Source organism: uncultured Methylovirgula sp. (assembly GCF_947646745.1).
GTDB lineage: Bacteria > Pseudomonadota > Alphaproteobacteria > Rhizobiales > Beijerinckiaceae > Methylovirgula.
The window spans coordinates 1-13,094 of the sequence record NZ_CANSHK010000003.1; the positions used below are offsets into that span (position 1 = coordinate 1).

A 13,094-nucleotide genomic window follows, 5' to 3' on the forward strand; every position below is an offset into this window, starting at 1 on the left:
CCGGCCGCGTCAGCGCTGTCACCGCCGCGCATGTGCGCGAAGATTTCGCGGGCAGGATCGATGCGATCATCGAAGGCGCGGTCGATGTCGGCGTCGAGTCGACGATCATTGGCTGCCTGATGGAGACGCCGGTGCTCTTGCGTCCGGGCGGCGTGCCGCGCGAGGCCATCGAAGCCGTGCTTGGCGCGAGGCTCGAAGACGTGGCGCCCGATGCCGCCATTCGCGCGCCGGGCATGCTTGCCGCCCATTACGCGCCGCGGGCGAGACTGCGGCTCAACGCGGCGCGGCGCGAGCCGGGCGAAGCCGGGCTCGATTTCGGCGGCCACTTCACGCCAGGCGCCGATGTCCTCGATCTGTCGCCGCGCGGCGACCTCGTCGAAGCGGCGGCGCATTTGTTCGCCTATCTGCGCCGGCTCGATGCGGATCATGCGGCAATCGCGGTCGCGCCGATTCCTGACGCCGGTCTTGGCGAAGCGATCAACGACCGCCTCAAGCGCGCGGCGGTACGCTAGAGCGTCGGACATTTAAATTGAGTCGCTCGGCGCCCATAAGTCTTTCTCATCGCATCGGATTTGGCCGAAACCCGCTTCGCACTTTTCGGTCGATGCGCTAGACGACTTTACCCGGGTTCAAGATATTTCTGGGGTCGAGCGTTTTCTTCAGCGTGCGCATGAGGTCGAGCGCCACGGGGTCCTTGACGCCCGGCAAGAGGTCGCGCTTCAGCCGGCCGATGCCATGCTCGGCCGAGATCGCCCCGTGATATTTTGCGACAATGCCGTGCACGATCGCATTGACCTCATGCCAGCGCGCCAGGAACGCGGCTTTGTCGGCGCCGACCGGCTGCGAGACGTTGCAATGGATATTGCCGTCGCCGAGGTGGCCGAAGGCGACGAGCCGCGCCCCCGGGATACGCGCCGTCACCGCGGCCTCAACCTCGCGCAAAAAAGCCGGCACCGCGGCGATCGGCACGGAAATGTCGTGTTTGATCGAGCCGCCTTCATGCACCTGGACGTCCGGGATTTTGAGCCGGATATGCCAGAGCGCTTTGCGCGCCTCGGGCGTCACGCCGATCTTCGCCTCTGCGCTGATCGCGCGCGCCGATGCGGCTTCAAGCAAGGTTTGAACACGGTCAGCCAAACCAAGACTTTGGCTCGAAAATTCCAGCAAAGCGTAAAAGGCATGCGGGGCATTGAGCGGATCCGCCGCCGTCGCGTCATGCTTCAGCACGAAATCGAAAGCGATACGCGGCAAAAGCTCGAAGGTCTTGAGCTCGGTATCGACCTCTTCTTGCGCGAAATTCAATAAGCGCAATGCGCGATCAAGGTCGGCCAATCCGATGAGGGCGGTCACGGTCGATTGCGGCTTCGGATAAAGCTTCAAAACCGCTGCGGTGATGATCCCGAGCGTGCCTTCCGAGCCGATGAACAGGTTTTTCAGATCGTAGCCGGTGTTGTTCTTCTTGAGCTTCGAGAGGTCGTCGAGGATGCGCCCGTCGGCGAGCACGACTTCGAGACCGAGCACCAGATCGCGGGCGACGCCATAGGCAATGGCGGCCGAGCCGCCGGCATTGGTGGCAAGATTGCCGCCGATGGTGCAGGCCGGCGCGGCATTCAGCGCCAGCGGAAAAATACGCCCGGCTGCTTCGGCGGCGGCGCGCACGTCTTTCAAGGTCATGCCCGCTTCGGCGATGATCGTGTTCGACACACTGTCGATCTCGCGGAGCCGGTTGAGCCGCAAGAGCGAGAGGACGATCTCATCGCCCGCCTCGGATGGCGTCTGGCCGCCGACAAGGCCGGTATTGCCGCCCTGCGGGACGATTTTCGTCTCGGTCTGATGGCAAAGCGCGACGATCGCCGCAAGCTCGGCCGTCGAGCCCGGCTGGACGATGGCGCGCGCGCGGCCATGATAAAGGCTGCGCGGCTCGCGCAGATAGGCGGCCATGCGCGCGGGATCGGTGATGACATGCGCAATGCCGGTAATGGCCGCGAAGCGCGCAATGAGATCATCCGCGGGGCGCGAAACGGGTTTCAGGTTCATGCGGCGCATTAAAGCAGACCCGCGCGCCATCCGACAGGATAATCAGCCCAGCAGCCGGCGCGCGCGGCGGCTCTTGGCAGGGCGACGGAAAATCCCGACGATTTCGAGATGCGGCGAATAGCGGAACTGGTCGAATGGCGTCGCGCTTTCGAACTGATAGGAACCGCCCGCCAGGAGCACCGCATCGCGGGCGAAGCTCTGGACATTGCACGAGACCGCAACGATCAAGGGTACGGACGAAGCCGCGAGAGCACGCGCCTGTGCCTCAGCGCCGGCGCGCGGCGGATCGAAAACGACCGCATCGAAGGGGACGAGTTCCGCAGCGCTCAGCGGGCGTTGAAACAGATCGCGTGTTTCGACTGCCACGGGCTGCAGGCCGGGCGTCGCGCGCGCCGCTTTGGCCAAAGCTTCGAGTGCCGCGCTTTCGCTATCGACGGCTTGGACGCGCATTTTTTCGGCAAGGCGCAGGCTGAACGTGCCGAGCCCGGCGAAAAGATCGGCGGCGTGCCGCGCGCCGTCAAGCGCCGCGCACACCTTGTCCACCAGGGCCGCTTCGCCGGCCTCGGTCGCCTGCAAAAATGCCCCGGGCGGCGGCGCGACATCGGCGCGGCCCATACGCAGAAGCGGCGAGCGCCGCTCGATGACACGCAACCCATGATTGGAAAGGCGCGCGAGGTCATGCGCCGCGGCGAGACGGATCAACGCTTGCGTTTCATGCGGGCTGAGCGTTCCGTGGCCGCGAAGATCGACATCGAGGCCGGAGAGGGTCGCGGTGACGGCGATGTCGAGCGGCTTGGGTGCGGTGGCGAGCGCTGCGGCGATGGCATGCGCGACGGCCGGCGCGGCTTGCAGAGACGGCGCCAGGACGGGGCAGGCATCGAGATCGATGATTTCATGCGCTCGCGCCTGCATGAAGCCGACGCGCGGCTTGCCGGATGCCGCATAGCGCGCGTGGAACGTCGCCCGGCGTCGCCCCGCGCCATGGGCATCGACGAGCGAATCGACGCGTGGATCGACCGGCGGATGAAACCCGGCGTGCCTTAACGCGTCGATCAAAAGGCCGCGCTTCCAATCGGCGTAGGCCTGCGGCGCAAGCGCTTGTACCGCGCAACCGCCGCAGACGCCATAATGCGGACAGAAGGCGTCGATCCGCGCCGGGCTCGGCACGAGGATTTCGATGAGCCGGCCGCGGTCGCCGGAAACCTCGGCCTGCACCGTCTCGCCGGCGAGCGCATAGGGGACATAGACGGGGCCCGCGGGCGTATGGGCAATGCCTTCGCCGCGCTGGCCGAGCCGTTCGATGTGTAACACCTGCATTACGACAGCATCGCGCCGATGAGGAATTCGCGATTGCCGTCGCCGCCTTCGATCGGCGACGGGATCAGTCCGGCAATCTGCCAGCCCGCGTTGCGGATCAGAGTCTCGACGGCGTCGCAGGCGCGCTGCTGCGCGGCTTCGTCTTTGACGCGGCCTTTGATGACGAAAGCGGGGCCGACCTCGAATTGCGGCTTGATCAGGCAGACAAGCCGGGCGGGGCGCGCGGCGAGCTCGAAGATATGAGGCAGAACAAGCGACAAGGAAATAAAGCTTAGATCGCAGGTGAGGAAATTCGGCGCCTCCAGGACGTCGCTTTTTCTTAGACGCCGCGCGTCGACACCTTCGCGCGAAACGACGCGCGGATCGTCGCGCAACCGTGGGTGCAATTGGCCGTGGCCGACATCGATGGCATAGACTTTCGTTGCGCCGTGCGTCAGCAGCACATCGGTGAAGCCGCCGGTCGAGGCCCCAACGTCAAGGCAGATCGCACCGGCCGGATCGAAGCCGAAAGCATCGAGTGCGGCGGCAAGCTTGACGCCGCCGCGCGACACCCAAGGATAAAGCGGCAGGGCTTCGATTTCGGCGCCTTCCGCGATGGGCTCGGAGGCTTTGCCGAGAACGCGGCCGTCGATCCTCACATGGCCGGCGGCGATCGCCTCCTGCGCCTTGGCGCGGCTGGCAAAAAAACCGCGTTCGACAAGAGCGAGATCGGCGCGTCGTGAACTCATGGGCGGCGTTATTATCACCACCCTGGTTGGCCGTCATCCAGCCGTCAGAGTGGGAAGCAGCGCCCGAAGGCGAGGAGTAGCCGCGGCGGCCCTTTGAGGCGGATGCGCCGGGCGATGAGGGCGAAGGGAAGCTTGGCCTCCTTGCGCAGAAAGCGCAGCCATGTCTCGCTGTCGGCGGTCACGCTCAGATCGGGCGTGCCTTCGTGGCCTTCGGTGACGCGCAACGTCTTGTCGGCGATCACCACCGTCGCCTTCACCTCCTCGCGGCCGGTGAAGGTGAAATGGTAGGTTGCCTTCAAATCCTTGGCGCGGCCGCGTTGGAAGACGAGCGGCAGGGCCTGCAGAAAACCGCGCACCGACGTCTGGCGCGGCAGACCGCTTGGGACGCGTTTCACCGTCTTGTGCGGGAAATGGCGCGGCACATAGGTCTCGGCGTCGGAGTTCGGCGCCACATAGATCGTCTCCTGCTTGGCCCGCAGCGGCTCGACCACCGTCTTGCTGAAGACAACGCGGTCGGCAAGATATGGCCCGATGACGTCCTCGCCGGCCGGGCAGACCGACAGGCAATACGCGGCTTTATAGTTGGCGCCGAATGAGAGGCTTTGCCACATCGAGATCGTTTCGGGATCGGACACCTTGCCGCGATAGTCCTTGGCGCTGCGCGCGTCTGCAACCGACTCGACCCAATCGCCGAAGCCGCCCATGAACTCGCGATAATTATGCGTGTAGCAGGCCTGGAAATTGAAGGCGCCATCGGGGCTGATGGCGCCGGTGGGGCAGGCGGCGACGCAGAGCTTGCACGAGAGGCAGGGGTTATAATCCAGCGGCGCGTTGTAGGCCGTAACCTCGGCATCGACGAGGACTGTGCCAAGCAAAATGAAATTGCCGAACTTCGGGTGGATGACATTGCGGTGGATGCCCATGCGGCCAAGTCCTGCCGCGACGGCGATCGGCTTGTGGGAGACGACCCACATTTGGCCGGCGCCCCAGCGATCGGCTTCCATCGGAAAGCCGACCGGCGCGCCGTTGCGTGCGGCGATGCCCGCCTCCTGAAGCATCGCGACGATGTGGCGGGCCGTGTCATTGATTTCATCGCCGCTGCGATGGAATTCGACATTGGCGACGGAGCGGGCAGGCGTGCGGATGTTCTCCCGGTTCATCCGGCAGACGAAACTGACCGCGGTTTTCGTTCGGCCGAAAGCCGCGAGAATTTCAGCCTTCTGCGCGGCGATATAGGGGCTCTCGACAGAGACGAAGCCGACATCGTCCGCACCCGCTTCAAGGCAAAGGTTTTTGAGCCAGGCGGCGTCGATGACGCCGGGGGCTTCGGGTAAGGTCCCGGCCGCGGCGCGGGCTCGCATCGTCTGCACAGTCGGATGGTCCGCGAACGCTGCCATACATGCCTCCACCCTTTTGAGAGTCCATTCATGCAGAATACATGTATATACAGCCAATAAGGCTGGTCGGTCAAGCCGAGATGCCGCGCATCTGGCATCACTGCATATGCAGTGATATGACTTGAGCGAGAGCCGGAAGAATCGAAGCAGACAATGAGCAAATCCCTGGCTGCTCAGGAGATCGCCAATTGCACCTGCCTACGCCTGCGCAGGATAGCGCGCCGTGTCACCCAAATATACGACCGGATGTTGGAGCCAGCGGGGCTGACGCTCGCGCAGTTCAGCTTGATCGCACATCTCTACGCGGGCGAGGGACTCTCGATCGGCGATTTGGCAGGAGCTTTGGACACCGACCCCACAACGCTGACGCGTAATCTCAAGCCGCTTATCGAACGTCAGCTTCTGAAAGTTCACCAGGACGCGGATGACCGTCGCCGTCGGGTGGTGGAGCTGACGCCGGCGGGCAAGGCCCTGTTGCCCATTGCCCATCCTTTGTGGCGCAAGGCGCAGGCACATGTGGCGAAACTCTTGGGGGAGAGCGAAACGGCGCGGCTCAATGCGGTGCTGGACCGATCGCTGGCGCGGTTGACGGAGGAGCTTTGATCGGCATCGTCGGCGCCAAATCGAAACGTTGACCCCGCACGCATTTTGCGGCTTGCTGTGTCCCGGCTAACCGATCGGCTTGAGAAATTATGCTCCTCGTCACCGGCACGATCCGCATTGCGCCCGAGCGTCTGGCCGAGGCGCAGCCTGCCATGCAGAAGGTGATCGCTGCGAGCCGCAAGGAAGAAGGCTGCCTCGAATATTCCTATGCCGAGGATATTCTGGAGCCTGGCCTCGTTCACATCACGGAGCGCTGGGTCAGCCAAGCGGCCTTCGACGAGCATTTTGCGTCGAGCCATATCGCCGAATGGTGCGGCTCCTGGAAGAATCTCGGCATTGCCGAGCGCAGGCTGTCGATCTTCCACGTCGACGAGCCGCAGGCGATTCCGCTCCGCGCGCAAATCAAAATCGCCTGATCCTTGGAAGCCGAGCCCGGGGTGGGCTCGGCGATGCGGATGGAATTAGGCGATCAACGCGCGCGCCGCGTCGTCTTCGCGGCCGAGCGTCTCAAGCACTTTGGCGACGATGCCCTTCGCGTCGAGATGCGATTCGGCATACATCTTTTCTGGTTTGTCGTGCTCGAGGAAAACATCGGGCAGCACCATCGAGCGCAGTTTTAGCGGCCGGCGGCCGTCGAGCAGGCCCTTTTCGAGCAAAGCCTGCGTCACGAAGGAGCCGAAACCGCCGACCGAACCTTCCTCGATCGTGATCAGGACCTCGTGGTTGCGGGCGAGCCGGGCGACGAGATCGATATCGAGCGGCTTGGCGAAGCGCGCGTCGGCGACCGTCGCCGAGATGCCGTAGGTGCTCAGATCTTCCGCCGCCTTGAGGGCTTCGCCGAGCCGCGTGCCGAGCGACAGGATCGCGACCTTGCTGCCTTCGCGGACGATGCGGCCCTTGCCGATCGTCAGGACCTCGGGCTGCTCCGGCAATTCGATGCCGACGCCTTCGCCGCGCGGATAGCGGAAGGCGATCGGGCCTTCGCTATAGGCGACTGCGGTATGTACCATATGCACGAGTTCGGCCTCGTTCGCCGCCGCCATGATGACCATGCCGGGCAGGATGCCGAGATAGGACACATCGAAGGAGCCGGCATGCGTCGCGCCGTCGGCGCCGACGAGGCCGGCACGGTCGATGGCGAAGCGCACCGGCAGCTTCTGGATCGCCACATCATGCACGACCTGATCATAGGCGCGCTGCAGGAAAGTCGAATAGATCGCACAGAAGGGCTTGAAGCCTTCGGTCGCGAGACCCGCGGCAAAAGTCACCGCATGCTGCTCGGCAATGCCGACATCGAAGGTCCGGTCGGGGAAGGCCTTTTCGAACACGTCGAGGCCGGTGCCCGACGGCATGGCGGCGGTGATGGCGACGATCTTATCGTCTTGCTGCGCCTCTTTCACCAGCGCATCGGCGAAGACGCGCGTATAAGACGGCGCATTGGCCTTCGGCTTCACCTGCGTGCCGGTCAGGACGTCGAACGTGTTGACGGCGTGGTGCTTGTCCTTGGCAGCCTCGGCCGGGCCATAGCCTTTACCCTTTTGCGTCACGACATGGACGAGCACCGGGCCGCCTTCGGTATCGCGGACGTTTTTGAGAATCGGAAGCAGGTGATCGAGATTATGTCCGTCGATCGGGCCGACATAATAAAGGCCGAGCTCCTCGAACATCGTGCCGCCGGCCCAGAAGTTGCGGGCGAATTCCTCGGTCTTGCGGGCGCGGTCGTAGATGAATTTCGGCAAATGCCGGCCGAGTTGCTTGGCCGCCTCGCGCACGGTGCGATAGGTGCCCCCCGAGACGAGCCGGGCAAGATAGGACGAAAGCGCGCCGGCGGGCGGGGCGATCGACATTTCATTGTCGTTGAGGATGATGATCAGCCGCGAATGCATCGCGCCGGCATTGTTCATCGCTTCATAGGCCATGCCCGCCGACATGGCGCCGTCGCCGATGACGGCGACCACATTGGTCGGCTTGTCGGCAAGGGTCGCGGCAACCGCCATGCCGAGGCCGGCGGAGATCGAGGTCGAGGAATGGCCGGCGCCGAACGGGTCGTAGGGGCTTTCCGCGCGCCGGGTGAAGCCCGACAGGCCGTCGCCCTTGCGCAGGGTGCGAATACGATCGCGCCGCTCGGTCAGGATCTTGTGCGGATAGGCCTGGTGGCCGACGTCCCAGATGATGCGGTCGCGCGGGGTGTCGAAGACATAATGCAGCGCCACGGTCAGTTCGACGACGCCGAGGCCCGCGCCGAGATGACCGCCGGTCACGGAGACGGCGTCGATCGTCTCGGTGCGCAGTTCGTCGGCGACCCGGGCGAGATCGGTTTCCGGAAGCCGCCGCAAATCCGCCGGCGATTTGATCGCGTCGAGAAGCGGAGTCTTCGAAGATGTTGTCACAGCTACCTCATCACAAATTGGGCATAACAGCTTAAGCGTGGCTGTTTATGGTCAGGCTGAACTTACATCGAAAAGGTGCGGAACAGCAATTTTGCAGAAAAACCGAACAATCCTTCTATTGATAACAGGATTAACGACTCCGACAACGTGAGCGCCGTGCGTGAAGCGCGCCAGCGGAGGGTTCTTAAGCTGCTTCTGTGCTGGCTGTGTCTTTCCGGTTACTAATCCCGCGGGCCTCAGCCATAATGGAAAGGCCGAATCATCGCGAGCTGGGCCATTTGTGCTGCAAAAAACTGGCCGGGCTTCGCTTCGCCCTGGAAAGATGGGTGTCTCTGCAATATTTGCTGGCGGGGAGTCAGCCATGAGCTTGCCGACGAAGATTGCGCCATTCTCGAGCCTGCCGGCGGCAGGCGGCTGTGTCGAACAGCTCCGCCACCGCTGGGGCTGGTTCGTGGCGCTCGGCGCGCTCGTTGCGGCGATGGGCATTGCCGCCCTCGTTCTGGTCGTTTCCGCCACCGTCGCCTCCGTCTATATTATCGCTTTGTTCATGATCATCGCCGGTGGTGGCGAGATCGCCTTCGCTTTTGGCGCGCGCTCCTGGGCGCGTTTCTTCCTCTGGGTCGTCGCCGGCCTCGCTTATATTGTGGTCGCCGCCTTCGCGCTCGCCCAGCCTCTCATGGCCGCGGCCGTGTTCACTTTGCTTCTCGGCATTGCAATGTTCGTGACCGGGCTCATCCGTATCTATGTCGGGACCCAGCTCAATAAAGATGTCCGGACTGTTGTTATTCTTGCCGGCATTGTCACGTCTCTGGTCGGACTTGTCGTCCTCATCGGTTGGCCGGCCAATAGTTTCGTGGTTCTCGGCGTCCTGCTCGGCCTCGACCTTCTGTTCTGGGGCGGCAGTTGGATTACGCTCGGCCTGCGGATGAAGGCGCGCCTCCTCTCTTTGCCGCGGCGCGCCTGACAGCTTAGACGAAAAACCACGTTTCTCCGGCGCGCGCGCTGATCTATGGATCATCGGCGCCTCGGGCCGCGCCGGCCCAATTCGGGGACCTCGATGACGAAGTGGGTCTATACGTTCGGCAACGGTAGCGCCGAAGGCGGCAGCCAGATGCGCGCGCTTCTTGGCGGCAAGGGAGCCAATCTGGCCGAGATGGCCAATCTCGGCCTGCCGGTCCCGCCAGGGTTCACCATCACCACCGAGGTCTGCGCCTATTTTTACGATCACGGACAGAGCTATCCGCCGGAGCTCAAGGCCGAGGTCGATTCAGCGCTGAAACGGATCGAGGCCATTGCCGGGCGCAGTTTCGGCGACGCGCAGCGCCCGCTGCTCGTCTCGGTTCGGTCCGGCTCGCGCGCCTCGATGCCGGGCATGATGGACACGGTGCTGAACATCGGTCTCAACGATGCGACCGTCGAGGCGCTCGCCGCTGATGCCGGCGATTCGCGCTTTGCCTACGATTCCTACCGCCGTTTCATCCAGATGTATTCGAGCATCGTGCTCGGCGTCGGACACCATTATTTCGAAGAGATCATCGAGGACTTCAAGGAGGCTAAGGGCCTCGCGCTCGATACCGATCTTTCCGCCGCCGATTGGCAGCAGGTCATCGCCGGCTTCAAGGCGAAGATCGCGGATGTGCATGGCACAGCGTTTCCGCAGGCGCCGCAGGAGCAGCTCTGGGGCGCGATCGGCGCGGTCTTCGGCTCGTGGAACAATCCGCGCGCCAAAATTTACCGGCAATTGCACAACATTCCGGAATCCTGGGGCACGGCCGTCAACGTCCAGGCGATGGTCTTCGGCAATATGGGCGAGACCTCGGCGACGGGCGTCGCCTTCACCCGCAACCCCTCGACCGGCGCCAAAGAGCTTTACGGCGAATTCCTGATCAATGCGCAGGGCGAGGATGTCGTCGCCGGGGTGCGCACGCCGCAAAATATCACCGAGGCGGCGCGGCTAGCCGCCGGATCGAGCCAGCCCTCGATGGAAAAGGCGCTGCCGGATGTCTTCCGGCAGTTCGTCGCGGTCGCCGACCGGCTCGAACGGCATTATCGCGACATTCAGGACGTCGAATTCACCGTCGAGCGCGGCAAGCTTTGGATGCTACAGACGCGCACCGGCAAGCGCACCGCCAAAGCCGCTTTGCGGTCGGCCGTCGAAATGGTGCGGGAAGGGCTGATCGGCGAGCGCGAGGCGGTGCTGCGCATCGAACCCGGTTCGCTCGATCAATTGCTGCATCCGACCATCGCGCCGGAGGCCGAGCGCGACGTCATCGCCAGCGGCCTGCCGGCCTCGCCGGGCGCCGCAAGCGGCGAGATTGTCTTCAACGCCGACGAGGCGGAGCAATTGCGCAGCGCCGGGCGCAAAGTGATTCTCGTCCGCGTCGAGACGAGTCCCGAGGACATTCACGGCATGCATGCCTCCGAAGGCATCCTCACGACGCGCGGTGGCATGACCTCGCATGCGGCGGTCGTCGCGCGCGGCATGGGCAAGCCGTGCGTTTCCGGCGTCGGCGCGCTTCGCATCGATTCCGAACGCGGCGTCTTATCGGCCGGCCCGGTGACGCTGCGGCGCGGCGATATCCTGACCATCGACGGCACGACCGGCAAGGTGATGCAGGGCGCGATCGAGATGCAGCAGCCGGAGCTTTCCGGCGAATTCGGCATCATCATGCAATGGGCCGACACGTTGCGGCGCATGGGCGTGCGCGCCAATGCCGAGACGCCGGCCGATGCCGAGGCGGCGCGCCGCTTCGGCGCCGAGGGGATCGGCCTTTGCCGCACCGAGCATATGTTCTTCGATGCCGGCCGCATCGCGGCCATGCGCGAAATGATCCTCGCCGACGACGAGAAGGGACGGCGCGCGGCGCTCGCCAAATTGCTGCCGTTTCAGCGCAGCGATTTCGCCCGGCTGTTCGAGATCATGGCGGGCTTTCCGGTGACGATCCGGCTGCTCGATCCGCCGCTGCATGAATTTCTGCCGCACAGCGCGGAGGAGATTGCCGAAGTTGCCGCCGCGACCGGCGTGACGCCCGAACATCTCGAACATCGCGCCGCGGAATTGAAAGAATTCAATCCGATGCTCGGCTTCCGCGGCTGCCGCCTGGCGATCGCGTTTCCCGAAATCGCCGAAATGCAGGCGCGCGCCATTTTCGAAGGCGCGGTCGAGGCCAAGCGCAACACCGGCCAAGCGCCGGCGCCGGAAATCATGGTGCCGCTCGTCGCCATCAAGTCCGAGCTCGATGCGGTGAAGGCGATCATCGACAGGATCGCGGCCGCCGTCGCGCGCGAGAGCGGCGAGAGGATCGCCTATAGCGTCGGGACGATGATCGAACTGCCGCGCGCGGCGCTGAAAGCCGGCGAGATCGCCGAGACGGCCGAATTCTTTTCCTTCGGCACCAACGACCTCACCCAGACGGCGCTCGGCATTTCGCGCGACGATGCCGGTACGTTCCTCGGGGTCTATATCTCCAAAGGCCTGCTTGAACGCGATCCCTTTGCGACGATCGACCAGCAGGGCGTCGGCGAATTGGTCGAGATCGCCGTCGAGCGCGGCCGCAAGGCGCGGGCGGGGATCAAGCTCGGCATCTGCGGCGAGCATGGCGGCGATCCGACCTCGATCGGCTTCTTCGACAAGGCGGGGCTGGATTACGTGTCCTGCTCGCCGTTTCGCGTGCCGATCGCGCGGCTTGCCGCGGCTCAGGCGGCGATCGGCGGACTTTCCAGCGGCGAAGGTTCGTGAAATCCCGTCCGCCAATCTGCCTTATATTCGGCGTGGCGGACACTTCAACGAACGTCAGATTCCACGGGAGATCAGCCGCTCACTCAAGGGCCGGCGCCTCGCCGGGATGCCGCCCCGCGCGCTGCGGCAAAGCAATGATGCAAACGATGATAAAGAGCGCCAAAATCGCGGACGCGAGCGGCCGGCTGACGTCGAGGCCACCATCCTTCAGCGGCTTGTCGAGAAAATCGCCGACCGTCGCACCGAGCGGGCGCGTCAGAATAAAAGCGGCCCAGAACAAGAAGACGCGCGACGTGTTCGTCCAGAAATAGAGCGCCGCGAGGACGGCAAGGCCAGCGCCGAAAGCGAGCGCTCCGTATTCATAGCCAAGGCCGAGACCGCCTCGATCCGTGTCGGCCATCCAATCGCCAAGCGCCGTCCCGAGCGTTTGGGAGAAGGTGATCGTCACCCAATAGAAGACTTCCACTTTCGGGGTCGAAACGGTCTGGACATTTACAGAGCCGAGGGTGAAGTACCAAATCGCGAGCGAAGCTAGAACGCACGCCAATAAGATCGACGCGCCACCCGTGTAGCCGATTCCCAAGGAGCGGTCGAAAAGATCGGCCATAGCCGTCCCGATGGTCGTTGAGGCCACGATCGCCAGCCAATAGAACCAAGGGTTGAACTTTTTGGCGGAGATTTGGACAATCACCGCCGCCACGAACACGGCAAGAAATATCCCGGTGCCGATCAGATATCCCCCGTTGTGGGGATGGGTGTCGGCGTGCAGCCACGTCATTGTCACCGCATCGCCCCCTGTTTCACCGAGGGTCGTCGCGGCGATTTTGATGATCCAGAAGATCAGTGTGACTTCGGGAACTTTGCTCATCGTCTGATTCATGAA

Annotated in this window: 11 protein-coding genes; 5 read left to right on the plus strand and 6 right to left on the minus strand. The window is 63.9% G+C overall.

What is annotated here, in order from left to right; genetic code table 11:
- Positions 1–512, plus strand: a 512-nt coding sequence (locus tag Q0025_RS01315; RefSeq protein WP_297295214.1) for a Sua5 family C-terminal domain-containing protein, incomplete at its 5' end; no start/stop codon positions are given.
- A gap of 97 nt (positions 513–609) precedes the next feature.
- Here Q0025_RS01315 and Q0025_RS01320 read toward each other — a convergent pair.
- From Q0025_RS01320 to Q0025_RS01335, 4 genes are read right to left on the minus strand one after another with little or no spacing between them, the layout of a single operon-like run.
- Complete coding sequence (locus tag Q0025_RS01320) at positions 610–2,037, minus strand: FAD-binding oxidoreductase (protein WP_297295216.1); 1,428 nt, start codon at positions 2,035–2,037, stop codon at positions 610–612.
- A gap of 42 nt (positions 2,038–2,079) precedes the next feature.
- On the minus strand, positions 2,080–3,354 hold the full coding sequence (locus tag Q0025_RS01325) for an RNA methyltransferase (RefSeq protein ID WP_297295218.1): 1,275 nt from the start codon (positions 3,352–3,354) through the stop codon (positions 2,080–2,082).
- Positions 3,354–4,082 carry a TlyA family RNA methyltransferase gene (locus Q0025_RS01330; RefSeq protein ID WP_297295220.1) on the minus strand — a complete coding sequence of 243 codons (729 nt, stop codon included), beginning with the start codon at positions 4,080–4,082 and terminating at the stop codon, positions 3,354–3,356. The genes Q0025_RS01325 and Q0025_RS01330 overlap by 1 nt, the downstream gene beginning before the upstream one ends.
- Positions 4,083–4,126: 44 nt before the next feature.
- Complete coding sequence (locus tag Q0025_RS01335) at positions 4,127–5,479, minus strand: SCP2 sterol-binding domain-containing protein (RefSeq protein ID WP_297295222.1); 1,353 nt, start codon at positions 5,477–5,479, stop codon at positions 4,127–4,129.
- 153 nt (positions 5,480–5,632) lie between these two features.
- Here Q0025_RS01335 and Q0025_RS01340 point away from each other — a divergent pair, with 153 nt between their 5' ends.
- Both Q0025_RS01340 and Q0025_RS01345 read left to right on the plus strand, forming a co-directional pair.
- A complete protein-coding gene (locus Q0025_RS01340; RefSeq protein WP_297295224.1) occupies positions 5,633–6,082 on the plus strand; it encodes a MarR family winged helix-turn-helix transcriptional regulator in 450 nt (149 codons plus the stop codon).
- Between the two features lie 89 nt (positions 6,083–6,171).
- Positions 6,172–6,498: a putative quinol monooxygenase gene (locus Q0025_RS01345; protein ID WP_297295226.1), complete on the plus strand. Its 327-nt coding sequence runs from the start codon at positions 6,172–6,174 to the stop codon at positions 6,496–6,498.
- Between the two features lie 45 nt (positions 6,499–6,543).
- Here Q0025_RS01345 and dxs read toward each other — a convergent pair whose 3' ends face one another.
- Entirely contained in the window at positions 6,544–8,472 is a 1,929-nt protein-coding gene (gene dxs, locus Q0025_RS01350) for a 1-deoxy-D-xylulose-5-phosphate synthase (protein WP_297295228.1), read from the minus strand.
- Between the two features lie 361 nt (positions 8,473–8,833).
- Here dxs and Q0025_RS01355 point away from each other — a divergent pair, with 361 nt between their 5' ends.
- Together Q0025_RS01355 and ppdK are read left to right on the plus strand one after the other, a co-directional pair.
- The gene (locus tag Q0025_RS01355; RefSeq protein ID WP_297295230.1) at positions 8,834–9,436 is read left to right on the plus strand and encodes an HdeD family acid-resistance protein; all 603 of its coding nucleotides are present in this window, start codon (positions 8,834–8,836) and stop codon (positions 9,434–9,436) included.
- 93 nt (positions 9,437–9,529) lie between these two features.
- Entirely contained in the window at positions 9,530–12,211 is a 2,682-nt protein-coding gene (gene ppdK / locus Q0025_RS01360; RefSeq protein WP_297295232.1) for a pyruvate, phosphate dikinase, read from the plus strand.
- Between the two features lie 79 nt (positions 12,212–12,290).
- On the opposite strand, the gene Q0025_RS01365 is transcribed toward ppdK, so the two are convergent.
- Positions 12,291–13,091: a hypothetical protein gene (locus Q0025_RS01365; protein ID WP_297295234.1), complete on the minus strand. Its 801-nt coding sequence runs from the start codon at positions 13,089–13,091 to the stop codon at positions 12,291–12,293.
- Positions 13,092–13,094: the final 3 nt, after the last annotated feature.